At 63.4% G+C, this 16,875-nt stretch carries 11 protein-coding genes; 7 read left to right on the top strand and 4 right to left on the bottom strand.

Annotation, left to right across the window (positions count from 1 at the left end; genetic code table 11):
• Positions 1 to 58: 58 nt before the first annotated feature.
• The 5 genes from rimP (at position 59) to truB (ending at position 6,488) form a co-directional block, all read left to right on the top strand.
• Complete coding sequence (gene rimP / locus BTHE68_RS07665; protein ID WP_062254666.1) at positions 59 to 517, top strand: ribosome maturation factor RimP; 459 nt, start codon at positions 59 to 61, stop codon at positions 515 to 517.
• Positions 514 to 1,989, top strand: a complete 1,476-nt coding sequence (gene nusA / locus BTHE68_RS07660; RefSeq protein ID WP_162065824.1) for a transcription termination factor NusA — start codon at positions 514 to 516, stop codon at positions 1,987 to 1,989. The genes rimP and nusA overlap by 4 nt, the downstream gene beginning before the upstream one ends.
• A gap of 93 nt (positions 1,990 to 2,082) precedes the next feature.
• Positions 2,083 to 5,064, top strand: coding sequence for a translation initiation factor IF-2 (gene infB / locus BTHE68_RS07655; RefSeq protein ID WP_162065823.1), 2,982 nt, complete (start codon positions 2,083 to 2,085; stop codon positions 5,062 to 5,064).
• Between the two features lie 95 nt (positions 5,065 to 5,159).
• Complete coding sequence (gene rbfA / locus BTHE68_RS07650; RefSeq protein ID WP_061179349.1) at positions 5,160 to 5,546, top strand: 30S ribosome-binding factor RbfA; 387 nt, start codon at positions 5,160 to 5,162, stop codon at positions 5,544 to 5,546.
• A 3-nt stretch (positions 5,547 to 5,549) separates the two neighbouring features.
• Entirely contained in the window at positions 5,550 to 6,488 is a 939-nt protein-coding gene (gene truB / locus BTHE68_RS07645; RefSeq protein ID WP_162065822.1) for a tRNA pseudouridine(55) synthase TruB, read from the top strand.
• A gap of 55 nt (positions 6,489 to 6,543) precedes the next feature.
• Here truB and BTHE68_RS07640 read toward each other — a convergent pair whose 3' ends face one another.
• The 4 genes from BTHE68_RS07640 to BTHE68_RS07625 form a co-directional block, all read right to left on the bottom strand.
• Entirely contained in the window at positions 6,544 to 8,103 is a 1,560-nt protein-coding gene (locus BTHE68_RS07640) for a DHA2 family efflux MFS transporter permease subunit (RefSeq protein ID WP_162065821.1), read from the bottom strand.
• A 13-nt stretch (positions 8,104 to 8,116) separates the two neighbouring features.
• Positions 8,117 to 9,364, bottom strand: a complete 1,248-nt coding sequence (locus BTHE68_RS07635) for an HlyD family secretion protein (RefSeq protein WP_162065820.1) — start codon at positions 9,362 to 9,364, stop codon at positions 8,117 to 8,119.
• A gap of 52 nt (positions 9,365 to 9,416) precedes the next feature.
• A complete protein-coding gene (locus tag BTHE68_RS07630; RefSeq protein ID WP_162065819.1) occupies positions 9,417 to 10,943 on the bottom strand; it encodes an efflux transporter outer membrane subunit in 1,527 nt (508 codons plus the stop codon).
• Positions 10,944 to 11,018: 75 nt separating this feature from the next.
• Positions 11,019 to 11,534 carry a MarR family winged helix-turn-helix transcriptional regulator gene (locus BTHE68_RS07625; RefSeq protein ID WP_162065818.1) on the bottom strand — a complete coding sequence of 172 codons (516 nt, stop codon included), beginning with the start codon at positions 11,532 to 11,534 and terminating at the stop codon, positions 11,019 to 11,021.
• A 313-nt stretch (positions 11,535 to 11,847) separates the two neighbouring features.
• On the opposite strand from BTHE68_RS07625, the gene typA reads away from it, so the two are divergent.
• Both typA and BTHE68_RS07615 read left to right on the top strand, forming a co-directional pair.
• Positions 11,848 to 13,674, top strand: coding sequence for a translational GTPase TypA (typA, locus tag BTHE68_RS07620; RefSeq protein ID WP_162065817.1), 1,827 nt, complete (start codon positions 11,848 to 11,850; stop codon positions 13,672 to 13,674).
• A 320-nt stretch (positions 13,675 to 13,994) separates the two neighbouring features.
• Positions 13,995 to 16,853, top strand: a complete 2,859-nt coding sequence (locus BTHE68_RS07615) for a 2-oxoglutarate dehydrogenase E1 component (protein WP_162065816.1) — start codon at positions 13,995 to 13,997, stop codon at positions 16,851 to 16,853.
• Positions 16,854 to 16,875: the final 22 nt, after the last annotated feature.

The raw sequence follows: 16,875 nt of genomic DNA, 5'->3' as shown, positions 1-16,875 counted from the left end.
GAAGGCGCTCGCCCGCAGGTGTTTTGGCGTGGAGTGCGCGAAACACCTTGGAGTTACTGTGCAACTGACGGAATTGATAGAAACCACGGTCTCGGGCCTTGGCTACGAGCTTGTCGATCTCGAGCGTTCGGGAGGCGGCATGCTGCGTATATATATCGACCAGCCGGCTGGTATCGCCATCGAAGACTGCGAGAAGGTCACACGTCAGCTCCAATACTTGCTCGAAGTCGAAAATATCGATTACGACCGGCTCGAAGTATCGTCGCCGGGACTCGATCGTCCGCTCAAGAAACTGGCGGATTTCGAGCGCTTCGCGGGGAGCGAAGTCTCCATCACGCTGAAAAAGCCGCTGGACGGGCGCAAGTCGTTCCGTGGCATCTTGCATGCGCCGGACGGCGAAAAGATCGGATTGGAATTTGAAGGGAAGGACGGCGCCGCGATGCTCGATTTCACGCTCGCGGACCTCGATAAGGCACGTCTCGTTCCCAAGGTTGATTTTAGGAGCCGCAAACAATGAGTCGCGAAGTATTGATGCTGGCGGATGCGCTGGCACGCGAAAAGAACGTCAACAAGGACGTCGTGTACGCAGCGCTGGAAGCTGCGCTTGCTTCCGCAACGAAGAAGCTCTTCGAGGAAGACGTGGATATCCGCGTCGCCATCGACCGTGAGAGCGGCGAGCATGAAACCTTCCGCCGCTGGCGTGTCGTGCCGGACGAGGCCGGCCTGCAAGAGCCGGATCAGGAAATCCTGTTGTTCGAAGCGAAGGAACAGAAGCCCGACGCCGAGGTGGACGACTTCATCGAGGAGCCGATTCCGTCGATCGAATTCGGCCGTATCGGCGCGCAGGCCGCCAAGCAGGTAATCCTGCAGAAGGTGCGCGACGCCGAGCGCGAGCAGATCCTGAACGACTTCCTCGAGCGCGGCGAAAAGATCATGACCGGCTCGGTGAAGCGCCTGGACAAGGGCAACTTCATCGTCGAATCGGGCCGCGTCGAGGCGCTGCTGCGCCGCGACCAGTTGATCCCGAAGGAAAACCTGCGCGTGGGCGACCGCGTGCGGGCGTATATCGCGAAGGTCGACCGCACCGCGCGCGGCCCGCAGATCGAACTCTCGCGCACCGCGCCCGAGTTCCTGATGAAGCTTTTCGAACTGGAAGTGCCGGAAATCGAGCAAGGTCTGCTGGAAATCAAGGCAGCCGCGCGCGATCCCGGCGTGCGTGCGAAAATCGGTGTGATCGCCTACGACAAGCGCATCGACCCGATCGGTACGTGCGTCGGCATCCGCGGCTCGCGCGTGCAGGCCGTGCGCAACGAGCTCGGTGGCGAGAACGTCGACATCGTGCTATGGTCGGAAGATCCCGCGCAGTTCGTGATCGGCGCCCTTGCGCCGGCAGCCGTCCAGTCGATCGTCGTCGATGAAGAAAAGCATTCGATGGACGTGGTCGTGGACGAGAACGAGCTCGCCGTCGCCATCGGCCGTGCCGGCCAGAACGTGAGGCTCGCCTCCGAACTCACCGGCTGGCAAATCAATATCATGACGCCGGACGAGTCGGCGTTGAAGCAGAACGAAGAGCGTGGCAAGTTGCGCGACCTGTTCATGGCGCGTCTGGATGTGGACGAGGAAGTCGCCGACATCCTGATCGACGAGGGCTTCACGAGCCTCGAAGAAATCGCCTACGTGCCGCTCAACGAAATGCTCGAAATCGAAGCCTTCGACGAAGACACCGTGCACGAGCTGCGTAACCGCTCGCGCGACGCGCTGCTCACGATGGCGATCGCCAACGAAGAGAAAGTGGAAGGCGTCGCGCTCGATCTGAAGAGCCTCGACGGCATGGACAACGAGCTGCTGGCCAAGCTCGCCGAGCACCAGATTCAGACCCGCGACGACCTCGCGGAGCTGGCAGTCGATGAAGTGGTCGAAATGACCGGAATGGAAGAGGATGCCGCTAAGGCGTTGATCATGAAAGCACGTGAACACTGGTTCCAGTGAGAAATGACCATGGCGCACTGATATTTGGCGGCCTGTCTGGCCGCGTGACCCCGATCTAACCGCAAGGATCTGTCCTTGCATCAAGAGGAATGAATGGCGAGTAACAACGTAGCCCAATTTGCCGCGGAACTCAAAATGCCTGCGGGCGTCCTGCTCGAGCAGTTGCAGGCGGCTGGCGTCCAGAAAGCGAGCGCGAACGACGACCTGTCTGAAACGGACAAGGCGCGTCTGCTCGATCATTTGCGCAAGTCGCACGGTTCCGCCGACGCCGACAAGCGCAAGATCACTTTGACCCGCCGGCATACGTCGGAAATCAAGCAATCTGACGCAACGGGTAAAGCTCGCACCATTCAGGTCGAGGTGCGCAAGAAGCGTGTGTTCGTGAAGCGCGACGAAGCCGGTCTGGAACAGGCCGAAGCGGCGCCGAACCACGTCGAAGAGCCGGAAGTCGACGAGGCCGAACTGCAGCGCCGCGAGGAAGAAGCGCGTCATGCCGCCGAGCAGCTTGAGCGCGAAGAGCGCGAGCTGAAGGAACGTCAGGCGCGTCTCGAAGCCGAGGAAGCCGAGCGCCGTTCCCGCGAGGAAGCGGCCGAAGCCGAACGTCGCAAGCAGGAAGAAGAAGCGGCGCGCCGTGCGGCGGCTGCCGCTCAGGCGGCGGAAATCTCGCGTGCGGCACAGGCCGCGCGTCAGGAAGTGCGCGCCCAGGTCACGGCGGAAGCCAAGCAGGACACGAAGCAGAACGACGACGCGCAGCGCGTAGCCGCCGAAAAGGCAGCCGAAGAAAAGGCTGCGAGCGAGCGTGCAGCGCAACGCGAAGCCGCCAAAAAGGCGGAGGAAGATGCGCGCGCGGCGACCGAAAAGGCGCGCCTCGAACAGGAAGCCATCGCGAAGCGCCGTGCGGCGGCCGAGGCCGAAGCACGCGCGATCCGCGAAATGATGAACACGCCGCGCAAAACGCAGGTGAAGGCGCCGGAACCCGCGCCCGCACCGAAGCCGGCGGAAGCGGCGAAGGCCGCTGAAGCGAAGGGCACGCTGCACAAGCCCGCGAAGCCGGAAGGCGCGCAGGCTGCACGTCCCGCAGCGAAGAAGCCGGCTGCAGGCGCGGCTGCGCCCGCATCGACGGCTCCGGCTGGCGCTGGCGACAAGAAGAAGGCTGGCGGCAAGGGCGGCTGGCAGCAGGACGACGCATCGAAGCGGCGCGGCATCAAGACGCGCGGCGACAGCAGCGGCGGTGTCGATCGCGGCTGGCGCGGCGGCCCGAAGGGTCGCGGCAAGCATCAGGAACAGACCACGTTCCAGGCGCCGACCGAGCCGATCATCCGTGAAGTGCACGTCCCGGAAACCATTTCGGTGGCGGACCTCGCGCACAAGATGTCGGTGAAGGCTTCGGAAGTCATCAAGGTGATGATGAAGCTCGGCCAGATGGTCACGATCAACCAGGTGCTGGATCAGGAAACGGCGATGATCGTCGTCGAAGAACTGGGCCATCGTGCGGTCGCGGCGAAGCTGGACGATCCGGAAGCGCTGCTCGTCGAAGGCGAGACCACCGAGGAAACGGCGGAGAAGCTGCCGCGTCCGCCGGTCGTCACCGTCATGGGTCACGTCGACCACGGCAAGACCTCGCTGCTGGATTACATCCGTCGCGCGAAAGTGGCGGCGGGCGAAGCGGGCGGCATCACGCAGCATATCGGCGCGTATCACGTCGAAACGCCGCGCGGCGTCATCACCTTCCTCGACACGCCGGGTCACGAAGCCTTCACGGCCATGCGTGCGCGCGGCGCGAAGGCAACCGACATCGTCATTCTGGTCGTCGCGGCCGATGACGGCGTGATGCCGCAGACGAAGGAAGCGATCGCCCACGCGAAGGCGGGCGGCGTGCCGATCGTCGTCGCGATCAACAAGATCGACAAGCCGGAAGCGAATTCCGAGCGCGTGAAGCAGGAGCTCGTCGCGGAAGGCGTGGTGCCGGAAGAGTACGGCGGCGATTCGCCGTTCATCGAAGTTTCGGCGAAGACCGGCCGCGGTATCGACGATCTGCTGGAAAACGTCTCGCTGCAGGCCGAAGTGCTGGAACTGACCGCGCCGGTCGACGCGCCCGCCAAGGGTCTTGTGATCGAAGCCAAGCTCGACAAGGGCAAGGGCCCGGTCGCGACCATTCTGGTGCAGTCGGGCACGCTGAACCGCGGCGATGTGGTTCTCGCGGGCAGCGCCTACGGCCGCGTTCGCGCGATGCTGGACGAAACCGGCAAGCCGACGAAGACCGCCGGTCCGTCGATCCCGGTGGAAATCCAGGGTCTGTCGGAAGTGCCGGCGGCGGGCGAGGAAGTGATCGTGCTGCCGGACGAGCGCAAGGCGCGCGAAATCGCGCTGTTCCGTCAGGGCAAGTTCCGCGACGTCAAGCTGGCCAAGCAGCAGGCCGCCAAGCTGGAAAACATGCTCGAGCAGATGGGCGAAGGCGAAGTGCAGAACCTGCCGCTCATCGTCAAGGCGGACGTGCAGGGCTCACAGGAAGCGCTGGTGCAATCGCTGCAGAAGCTGTCGACCAACGAAGTGCGCGTGCAGATCGTGCACAGCGCGGTCGGCGCGATCAGCGAGTCGGACGTCAACCTGGCGACGGCGTCGAAGGCGGTCATCATCGGCTTCAACACGCGTGCGGATGCTCAAGCCCGCAAGCTGGCCGAGTCGAACGGCATCGACATCCGCTACTACAACATCATCTACGACGCTGTGGATGAGGTGAAGGCAGCGATGTCCGGCATGCTCGCGCCGGAGAAGCGCGAGACGGTGACGGGTACGGTCGAGGTGCGTCAGGTGATTCGCGTGCCGAAGGTCGGCCTCATCGCCGGTTGTATGGTGACGGACGGCGTGGTGAAGCGTTCCTCGTCGGTGCGCGTGATCCGCAACAACGTCGTGATCCATACGGGCGAGCTGGATTCGCTCAAGCGCTTCAAGGACGACGTCAAGGAAGTGCGTCAGGGCTTCGAGTGCGGTATGTCGATCAAGAACTTCAGCGATATCGTCGAAGGCGATCAGTTCGAAGTCTTCGAAGTGACGGAAGTGGCTCGCACGCTGTAATGCGCTAGCCGCTGATAAAAGGGCGGGGTGAGCCTGGTGGCTCGCTCCGCCCTTTTTGCTTCAGGCGGCGGAAAAAGAAATACGGAAACGACATCATGGCTAAAAGACGGACATCCGCGAACCGCAACGTGCAGATTGCGGATCAGATTCAACGCGACCTTTCGGAACTCATGCGCGAAGTCAAGGACCCGCGCGTGGGTCTCGTGACGATTCAGAGCGTCGAGCTGACGCCCGACTATGCGCACGCGAAGGTGTACTTCACGACGCTCACTGGCGATCCGAAGCAGACCGAGCAAGGTCTGAATCACGCGGCGGGGCATCTGCACAATATGCTGTTCAAGCGCCTGCACATCCACACGGTGCCGACGCTGCATTTCCACTACGACCAGACGATCGAGAAGGCCGTCGAGATGTCGCGCCTGATCGACGAAGCGAATGCGTCGCGCGCGAAGGATGCGGACGACGACAAGGAAGGCGCCTGAGCGATGGGCGGTCCGAAGAACGAAGCGCGGCCGAAGATCCCGCGCCGCGCGCTCGATGGCGTGCTGCTGCTGGACAAGCCGCTCGGGCTGTCGAGCAACGATGCGCTGATCAAGGCGAAGCGGCTTTATCTGGCGAAGAAGGCGGGCCACACGGGCACGCTCGATCCGCTCGCGACGGGTTTGCTGCCGCTGTGTTTCGGCGAGGCGACGAAGTTTTCGCAGGATCTGCTCGAGGCCGACAAGTCCTACGAAGCGACTATGCGCCTGGGCGTGCGCACGACAACGGGCGATGCCGAAGGCGAGGCCATCGATACGCGCGACGTAACGTGCGACGAAGCGGCGGTTGCCGAAGCGCTGACGAAGTTTCTGGGCGACATCGTGCAGGTCCCGCCGATGTATTCCGCGCTGAAACGCGATGGCAAGCCACTCTACGAATACGCTCGCGCAGGGCAGACGGTGGAGCGCGAAGGTCGCCAGGTGACGATTCACGCGTTGCAGTTGATCTCATGCGCGTTGCCGCTCGTCACGTTTCGCGTGACGTGCAGCAAGGGCACGTATGTGCGTACCCTGGCCGAGGACATCGGCGAGACGCTGGGTTGCGGCGCGCATCTGACGGCGTTGCGGCGCACGGGCGTCGGCGCGTTGACGCTCGAACACGCGGTGACGCTCGATCAACTCGGCAGTCTGACCGAAGCCGAGCGCGACGAACGCCTTCAGCCTGTCGACGCGTTGTTGTCCACGTTTCCCGCCGTGCGGTTGAACGACGACGCGGCGCGACGCTTTCTGCACGGCCAGCGCCTGCGGCTCGCGGATGTCGTGGAATCGCGACTCGAAGCCGGTCGCGTGCGTGTCTATTCGCAAGAGGGCGGACGCCTGCTCGGCGTCGCGCGCGCGGGCGAGGGCGTACTCGCGCCCGAACGGCTGATCGTCACAGCGCAATAAAAAAGAGCCCGGTTTGATTCAACCGGGCTCTTGTCTTTCCGCAGGCGGCAGTCAGTCAATGCGCCGCCGATGCGGCCGCCGTCGAATCTCCGCCGCCCGAACGCTCCGGCCGCGTGATCCAGATCAGCGCGATCAGCGCGACGAAAATCCCCGCCGAGATATAGAACATGTCGTTCACGCCGAGCTGCGCCGCCTGCTGCGTGGCCATGCTGTTATAGAGGCCGACGGTCTGTTCCTGCGAGAAGCCGAGCGCGTGCATCTGCTGCATCGAGTTGGCGAACACCGGGTTATACGAATTCGCGCCTTCGACCAGTTGCGCGTGATGCACGATCGACCGATGCTCCCACGCCGTCGAGAAAATCGATGTGCCGATGCCGCCGCACATGATCCGCACGAAGTTCGACAAGCCCGACGCCGCCGGAATCCGATGCCCCGGCAAGCCCGACAGTGTGATCGACACGAGCGGAATGAAGAAGCCCGCCATGCCGATGCCCTGAATCACCGTCGGCACCGTGAGCGCCCAGGTATCGACGCCGGTCGTATAGCGCGAGCGCATCCAGAAGCACAGCGCGAACACGAGGAACGCCGCGGTCGCGATGTAGCGCGGATCGGTGCGCGGCAGGAATTTGCCGGTGATCGGCGAGAGCAGGATCGCGAACAGCCCGACGGGCGCCATCACGAGACCGGCGTTCGTCGCCGTGTAGCCGATATCCGTTTGCAGCCACAGCGGCAGCAACACGAGATTGCCGAAGTAGAGCCCGTAGCCGATCGACAGCGCGATCGTCCCGCCCGTGAAATTGCGCAGCTCGAACAGCGACAGGTCGACGACCGGATGCTCCGCCGTCAGCTCCCACACGATGAAGAACGCGAACGAGATCACCGCGATCAGCGCGAGCACAACGATCGTCGTCGAGTTGAACCAGTCGAGATCCTTGCCCTTGTCGAGCATGATTTGCAGCGAGCCGACCCAGACGACGAGCAGCCCGAGCCCGACGGTATCGATCGGGGCCTTGCGGATCGCCGAGTCGCGGTCGCGGAAGATCGCGAAGGTGGCGAGCGCCGCCGCGATGCCCACCGGAATGTTCACATAGAAGATCCACGGCCACGAGATGTTGTCGGAGATCCAGCCGCCGAGCACCGGGCCCGCGACCGGCGCGATGAGCGTGGTCATCGACCACATCGAGAGCGCCATCGGCGCCTTTTCGCGTGGATAGCTCGCGAGCAGCAGTGTTTGCGACAGCGGGATCATCGGGCCGGCGACCGCGCCCTGCAGCACGCGCGCGGCGAGCAGGAACGGCAGCGTCGGCGCGAGGCCGCAGAGCCACGACGCGAGCACGAACAGAATGATCGAGCCGAGAAAGAGCCGCACCTGGCCGACGCGCTGCGTGAGCCAGCCGGTGAGCGGCACCGAGATCGCATTGGCGACTGCGAACGAGGTGATGACCCACGTGCCCTGATCCGACGACACGCCGAGGTCGCCGGAAATCGACGGAATCGAGACGTTCGCGATCGACGTGTCGAGCACGTTCATGAACACCGCGAGCGACACGGCGATCGTCCCGATGACGAGCTTTCCGCCCGACAGCGGCGGATGTACGACGTTTTGCGAAGACATGTGGCGAATCCGCTTACATCAGCTTGGCGGCCGATGCGGACTTCGTCGCACGGCCATGTGCAGACGACGTGCTCGACGCCGGCGCGCCCACGCCCGTGCCCGCGTTCTGCTGGATGATGCGTGCGATTTCCTGATCGGCCTGCGCGCCGTATTTGTCGAACACATTGGTCTGATAGACGGTGTTCTGCGCGTTGCCGAGCTGGCCGCCGCCCTCGTCCTTGATCGTCACGTCGGCGTTCATCGACAGACCGATTCGCAGCGGATGCTGTTCCAGTTCCTTCGGATCGAGTTCGATACGCACCGGCAGGCGCTGCACGACCTTGATCCAGTTGCCCGTCGCGTTCTGCGCGGGCAGCAGCGAGAACGCCGATCCCGTGCCGGCCGAGAAGCCGATGACCTTGCCGTGAAACACGACGCCCGAACCGTACAGGTCGGCCGTCAGCTCGACCGGCTGGCCGATTCTCATGTGCTTCAACTGCACTTCCTTGAAGTTCGCATCGACCCACACGGCGTTGAGCGGCACGATCGCCATCAACGGGTTGCCCGGCGCGACGCGCTGGCCGACCTGCACCGAACGCTTCGCGACATAACCCGTCACCGGAGCCGGCAGCGTGTTGCGCGCGTAGTTGATGTACGAATCACGCACCTTCGCGGCGGCGGCCAGCACGTTCGGGTGATCGGCGATCGTCGTGTTGGCGGTGAGCGAGCGGTTCGACGCGAGTTCCTGCTCGGCGGCGTCGAGCGCGGCCTGCGCGCCGCGCACCGCGTCGCGCGCATGCGAGATTTCTTCCTGCGACACCGCGCCGGTCTGCGCGACCTGCATGCGGCGCTTCAGGTCGTCCTGCGCGCGCGACAGATCCGAGCGGCGCAGCGCGATCTGCGCTTCGTACTGGTTGTTGTTCACGAAGAACGTCCGCACCTGACGCACGGTCTGCGCGAGATTCGCTTCGGCCTGATCGAGCGCGACCTTCGAATCGGCCGGATCGAGCACGACGAGCGGATCGCCGACCTTCACCGTTTGCGTGTCGTCGGCGTTCACGGAAATGACCGTGCCGACGACCTGCGGCGTGATCTGCACGACGTTGCCGTTCACATAGGCGTCGTCGGTGGCTTCGTGGAAGCGCGCGACGAGGAAATAGTACAGCCCGTACGCGACGGCGGCGATGAGGATGACGAGCACGATCAGCGTCATCAGCCGGCGGCGTTTGCCGTTGCTCTGCTTCGGCGCGGGCGCGGCGGCGGTTTGTTGAGGGTCGCTCATGAAAGACTCCGAATATTCCGTTTTGGTCTTGATGCGTATTCTTGTGCGCGGCTTATTTCGCCGGCGTGGCCTGATTGGCCGGCTGTGCGCTCGCCTGTTGCTGCCCGCTGCCGTCGACCGCGAGATTCGTGCTCGTCGCGTCGAAGCCGCCGCCGAGCGATTTGATCAGCGCGATTTGCAGATCGGTGCGCTTCAGGCGCAGATTCGTCACGGTCTGCTCGTTGGCGAGGCGGTTTTCGTCGGCGTTGAGCACCTGCAATTGCGGCGACAGCCCGGCCTTGTAGCGGATCACCGCGAGCTGATACGCGCTTGACGCCGCCGTGAGGGCGCGCTGGGCGTCGGCCATCTGCTTGTCGAGCGAGCGGATCGCGGAAATATTGGTCGCGACGTCGCTCAGCGCGTTGATGAGCGTCTGATTGTAGTTCGCGACATCGCCTTCGAAATCGGCGTAACGGCCCTTCAACTGGGCGCGCAGCGCGCCGGCGTCGAAGATCGGCAGATGCACCGCCGGCCCGATCTGGATCTGCCGGCTGCTCGCCTGCAGGAAGCGGCTCCAGCCGAACGCGTCGAAGCCGAAGGCCGCCGCGAGGTTGATGTCCGGGAAGAACTCGGCCTTTGCTTCCTTGATGTTGTGCGTCGCGGCTTCGACCTGCCAGCGCGCGGCGACGATATCCGGGCGGCGCGCGACGAGATCGGCGGGCACGTTGTCGGGCAGCGTCACGCTGACGTCCGGCTTGATCACGGGCTTCGCGATCTGCAGGCCGCGGTCCGGGCCTTTGCCGAGCAGCGCGGCGAGCTGATAGCGGACGGTTTCGATCTGTCCGTCGAGCTCGGTCGAATTCGTCTGGCTCGTCGCGACGTTGCCTTCCGCCGTGCGCCGCTCGACGTTGGTGTCGAGACCGGCGGCGACGCGTCCGTTCGTGATGCGCCCGACGTCCTGCCGGTTCGCGATCTCGCGCTGGGAGACGTCACGCAACGCGTAGAGCAGCGCGAGCTGGTTGTAGGTGCGCGCAACCGACGTCGCGAGCGAGACGCGCGCCTGCTGCATGTCGGCCTCGGCTGCCTTCTGCTGCGACACCGCCATGTTCAGCCGCGAGCGATTCTTGCCCCACAGATCCAGCTCCCACGACGCGCTCGCGAGCACGTTATTCTCGCTGAACCAGGTGCCGCCGTAGGGCGGCGGGAAGAGGGCGTTGGCCGAATACAGCTCGCGGGTCCACGAATACGACCCGTTGACCTTCGGATAGAGCGCCGAGCGCGATGTCTCGATATACGACGACGCCTTCGCGATGCGCGCCTGCGCCTGCGCGATGGACGGATTGTCGGCGAGCGCCTCGTCGATCAGCTGCGGCAGTTGCGGATCGCCGAACTGCTTCGCCCAGTCGAGCGCCGGCCACTGGCCGCCCTGGCCTGGCACGCTTTGCGTGGCCTCGAAGTTTTCGGGCGCGGCAATCTGCTTGTCGCTCGAAATGCCCGCGTAGTTCGCGCAACCGGCGAGCGCGAGCGCGGCCGCCGCAACGGCGACTGCGCTCTTCACACGGCTTTCGCCGCGAAACGCGGACGGGGAGAGGTGTTTCATATCTCGTCTCTTGAGAAGAGAATTAAAGATGGACGCTGCAATCAATTTGTAGGCTTGTGATGACCAATTTGCTTGTCATCGCAATGACGTACCAGGCTTATCATTGCTGGCCAGCAGAGGCGCCACGGAAGGATCGCAGGAATTCGCGAGAATTCGGCGCAGCATGCTCTTCAGAAAGCCCACTTCCTCCGGCGTGAAGCCGGCAAGAAGGTTGTCCAGGACGCGCGTGAAAATGGCGGGGATCTTCTCAGCAATCGCCTGGCCTTCTTCCGTGAGCGCGAGGCGTACCACGCGGCGGTCTTCCTCGCTGCGCACCCGCGAGAGCAGGCCACGCTTCTCCAGCCGGTCGATGAGGCGCGTCACCGCGCTCGCATCGATGCCGTATTCGCGGGCGATGTCCGCCGCCGTCAGGCACTTGCCGACCGCCAGCATGAAGAGAATGCTGGCCTGCGTGCTCGTGATGCCCAGCTCGGACGTCGTGTGCTGGGTGACCATGTTCCACATGGTCGAGCGCACCCGGCTCATCAGGTAGCCGACGCTCTCGGCGAGCACATAGTCGCCGATCGCCGCGGATTTGGGAGCGTCGCTCATGGAAATATTTGTGCGATTGCAATAGTTGACTAGGCAGGATTATAGGTGGGCGTTACGAGTGCCGCAAGGATCTTTTCTGAAAGCGCTTAACAATCGTGCGGACCGGCGCACGCGCAGCGCCGCGCTTGCTGGCCCGATTTACGGGTTGCGTCCTATTGCGAGGAAAGGTCATCCGTGCGTGCTATAATTTACGGTTCTCACCGCGCCGGGCCCGCGTAGTCATGCTTGCATGACGTTATCAAGGGGGGCTTGCCGAGCCATGAAGTCTCGCTGAAGAGGCTGCTCCGACGGCGCACAACCAAGACATCTCTATATGACTCGCGCCCTCCGCAATATCGCCATCATTGCCCACGTCGACCACGGCAAGACCACGCTCGTCGACCAGTTGCTCCGCCAGTCGGGCACGTTCCGGGAAAACCAGCAGGTCGCCGAGCGGGTCATGGACTCGAACGACATCGAAAAGGAACGTGGCATCACGATCCTGGCGAAGAACTGCGCCGTCGAATACGAAGGCACCCACATCAATATCGTCGATACGCCGGGACACGCGGACTTCGGCGGTGAAGTGGAACGCGTGCTGTCGATGGTCGACTCCGTGCTGCTGCTCGTCGACGCCGTCGAAGGCCCGATGCCGCAAACGCGCTTCGTCACGAAGAAGGCGCTCGCGCTCGGTCTCAAGCCGATCGTCGTGATCAACAAGGTGGACCGTCCGGGCGCGCGTATCGACTGGGTGATCAACCAGACCTTCGATCTGTTCGACAAGCTCGGCGCGACCGAAGAGCAGCTCGACTTTCCGATCGTGTATGCGTCGGGTCTGAACGGCTACGCCGGTCTCTCGCCCGAAGTGCGCGAAGGCACGATGCGCCCGCTCTTCGAAGCCATTCTCGAACACGTGCCGGTGCGCCCGGCCGATCCGGACGGTCCGCTGCAATTGCAGATCACGTCGCTCGACTACAACTCGTATGTCGGCCGTATCGGCGTGGGCCGCGTCGCGCGCGGTCGCATTCGCCCCGGCATGCAGGTCTCGGTGCGTTCGGGTCCGGAAGGCGCGATCATCAATCGCAAGATCAATCAGGTGCTGTCGTTCCACGGCCTCGAGCGCGTGCAGGTCGAAGAAGCGCAAGCGGGCGATATCGTGCTCATCAACGGTATCGAGGAAATCGGTATCGGCGTGACGATCTGCTCGCCGGACAATCCCGAAGCGCTGCCGATGATCACCGTCGACGAACCGACGCTCACGATGAACTTCCTCGTGAACTCGTCGCCGCTCGCGGGCAAGGAAGGCAAGTTCGTCACGAGCCGCCAGATTCGCGACCGTCTCACCAAGGAACTGAACCACAACGTGGCGCTGCGCGTGAAAGACACAGGCGACGAAACCACGTTCGAAGTGTCGGGCCGTGGCGAACTGCATCTGACGATTCTCGTCGAGAACATGCGCCGTGAAGGCTATGAGCTCGCGGTGTCGCGTCCGCGCGTGGTGTTGCAGGAAATCGACGGCGTGAAGTGCGAGCCGTATGAAAACCTGACGGTCGATATCGAAGACCAGCACCAGGGCGGCGTGATGGAAGAGCTCGGCCGACGCAAGGGCGAAATGCTCGACATGACGTCGGACGGCCGTGGCCGCACCCGTCTCGAATACAAGATTTCGGCGCGCGGTCTGATCGGCTTCCAGAGCGAGTTCCTGACGCTCACGCGCGGCACGGGTCTGATGAGCCACACGTTCGATTCGTATGCGCCGGTGAAGGAAGGCTCGGTCGGCGAGCGCCGCAACGGCGTGCTGATCTCGCAGGACGATGGCGCCGCCGTCGCCTATGCGCTGTGGAAGCTGCAGGATCGCGGCCGCATGTTCGTGACGCCGGGCGATGCGCTCTATGAAGGCATGATCATCGGCATTCACAGCCGCGACAACGACCTCGTCGTGAACCCGATCAAGGGCAAGCAGCTGACCAACGTGCGCGCGTCGGGCACCGACGAAGCCGTGCGCCTCGTGCCGCCGATCCAGCTGTCGCTCGAATACGCGGTCGAGTTCATCGACGACGACGAACTCGTCGAAGTGACGCCGCAGTCGATCCGCCTGCGCAAGCGTCATCTGAAGGAACACGAGCGTCGCCGCGCGAGCCGCGAAGGCAACGCCGAGTAAGTATCCGGAATCGGTTCGCATCGCCAGAACAAAAGCCGCCTTCGGGCGGCTTTTGTCGTTGTGCGCAGCCGTGGAAGAGACCCTTGCGTATCTCACAAAAGCCCGCACATGCTTGTTGCGCAAAGGATGACGAGGGCCGGGCACATGCGGCGTTCCGTCATATGACTATTCGTTCTGTGCTATGCTTCTCGGATTAGCTGTCGCTATTAGGTCCTTCCAAGCAGACTTGATTCGCGCAATCCGCTAAACGGTCAGGCCGTGGCGCGGAAGGTTTCGTAACCCGCACTTCCTCGAGAAACTCGAAGAAAGGTGAGCGTAAAATGATGAAGCAATTCCAGTCGAACTCTTATCTGTTCGGCGGTAATGCTCCGTACGTCGAAGAGTTGTACGAGCAATATCTCGATAATCCCGCGTCAGTGCCCGAGACCTGGCGCGCCTATTTCGACGCGTTGCAGAACGTGCCCGCATCCGACGGCACGGCTCACAACGACGTGGCTCACGGCCCCATCGTCGAATCTTTCGCCCAGCGCGCGAAGGCGAACGCCTTTCTGCCGCGCGAAAGCACCGGCGACCTCACCACCGCACGCAAGCAGGTCTACGTTCAATCGCTGATTGGCGCGTATCGATTCCTCGGCACGCAGTGGGCGAACCTCGATCCGCTCAAGCGCCGCGAGCGTCCCGCGATTCCCGAACTCGAACCCGGCTTCTACGACTTCACCGAAGCCGACATGGATCAGGTGTTCAACGCGAACAACCTGTACTTCGGTTTCGAGCAGGCGTCGCTGCGCGACATCGTCAAGGCGCTGCGCGACACGTACTGCGGCACGATCGGCGCTGAATTCATGTACATCAGCGATCCCGAGCAAAAGCGCTGGTGGAAGGAGAAGCTCGAGTCGATCCGCTCGACGCCGAATTTCTCGAACGACAAGAAGAAGCACATCCTGAATCGCCTGACGGCCGCCGAAGGCCTCGAGCGTTTCCTGCACACCAAGTACGTCGGCCAGAAGCGTTTCTCGCTGGAAGGCGGCGAGAGCTTCATCGCTTCGATGGACGAAGTCGTCCGTCACGGCGGCGCGAGCGGCGTGCAGGAAATCGTCATCGGCATGGCGCACCGTGGGCGTCTGAACGTGCTGGTCAATACGCTCGGCAAGATGCCGGCGGACCTCTTCGCCGAATTCGAAGGCAAGCACGTCGATGACCTGCCGGCCGGCGACGTCAAGTATCACAAGGGCTTCTCGTCGGATGTCTCGACCGAAGGCGGCCCGGTTCACCTGTCGCTCGCGTTCAACCCGTCGCACCTGGAAATCGTCAATCCGGTGGTCGAAGGCTCGGCCAAGGCGCGTATGGATCGCCGCGGCGACGAAGAAGGCCTGCAAGTGCTGCCGGTGCAAGTGCACGGCGACGCGGCCTTCGCGGGTCAGGGCGTCGTGATGGAAACGCTGAACCTCGCGCAGACGCGTGGTTACGGCACGCACGGCACGCTGCATATCGTCATCAACAACCAGATCGGCTTCACCACGTCGGACCCGCGCGATGCGCGCTCGACGCTGTACTGCTCGGACGTCGTCAAGATGATCGAGGCGCCGGTGCTGCACGTGAACGGCGACGATCCCGAAGCCGTCGTGCTCGCGACGCAGCTTGCAATCGACTTCCGCATGAAGTTCCACAAGGACGTGGTCGTCGACATCATCTGCTTCCGCAAGCTCGGCCACAACGAGCAGGACACGCCGGCGGTCACGCAGCCGCTGATGTACAAGACCATCGCGAAGCACCCGGGCACGCGCGCCGTCTACGCGGAAAGGCTCGTGCAGCAAGGCGTGATCACGGCGGAAGACGCGGACAGCTTCGTCAAGGAATATCGCCAGGCGATGGACGAAGGCCATCACACGATCGATCCGGTGCTCTCGAACTACAAGAGCAAGTACGCGGTCGACTGGGTGCCGTTCCTGAACCGCAAGTGGACCGACGCGGCTGATACGGCGGTTCCGCTCGCCGAACTGAAGCGCCTCGCCGAACGCCTCACGACGATCCCCGAGAACTTCAAGGTTCACCCGCTCGTCGAGCGCGTGATCAACGACCGCCGCGCGATGGGTCTGGGCGAAGCCAAGCTCGACTGGGGCATGGGCGAGCACCTCGCGTTCGCATCGCTGGTGGCGTCGGGCTACGCCGTGCGTCTGACCGGTCAGGATTCAGGACGCGGCACGTTCACGCACCGTCATGCCGTTCTGCACGATCAGAACCGCGAGCGCTGGAACGACGGCACCTACATTCCGCTGCAGAACATCGCGGAAGGCCAGGCCAAGTTCACGGTGATCGACTCCGTGCTGTCCGAAGAAGCGGTGCTCGGTTTCGAGTACGGCTATTCGACGGCCGAGCCGAACACGTTCGTCGCGTGGGAAGCGCAGTTCGGCGACTTCGTGAACGGCGCGCAGGTCGTGATCGACCAGTTCATCTCGTCGGGCGAAGTGAAGTGGGGCCGCGTCTCCGGTCTCACGATGATGCTGCCGCACGGTTACGAAGGCCAGGGTCCGGAGCACTCGTCGGCGCGCATCGAGCGCTTCCTGCAACTGTGCGCGGATCACAACATGCAAGTGGTTCAGCCGACCACGCCGGCGCAGATCTTCCATCTGTTGCGCCGTCAGATGATCCGCCTGTTCCGCAAGCCGCTGATCATCGCCACGCCGAAGTCGCTGCTGCGTCACAAGGAAGCCGTGTCGGATCTGTCGGAACTGGCGAAGGGCTCGTTCCAGCCGGTCATCGGCGAAGTCGACGAAGCGATCGAGCCGAAGAAGGTCAAGCGCGTGATCGTGTGTTCGGGCCGCGTGTATTACGACATCGTCGCGCATCGCCGCGAAGCGAAGAGCAACGACGTCGCCATCGTGCGTATCGAGCAGCTGTATCCGTTCGCGCATAAGCAGTTCGACGCGGAAATCAAGAAGTTCGAAAACGCGACCGAAGTGGTCTGGGTGCAGGACGAGCCGCAGAACCAGGGCGCCTGGTTCTATGTGGAGCACCATCTGCGCGAAGGCATGCGCGAAGGCATGAAGCTGGCCTACAGCGGCCGTCCGGCTTCGGCATCGCCGGCAGTCGGCTACTACGCGAAGCACTACGAGCAGCAGAAGGCGCTCGTGGAAGGCGCGTTCGGCCGCCTGAAGGGCGCGCAAGTCATCGCGAAGTAAGCATTGCTCGATGGGACCGGCT

Source organism: Burkholderia sp. THE68, assembly GCF_009938265.1.
GTDB lineage: Bacteria > Pseudomonadota > Gammaproteobacteria > Burkholderiales > Burkholderiaceae > Caballeronia.
Note: the sequence above shows the minus strand (reverse complement) of the source record. Positions and strands in the feature narration are given on the sequence as shown.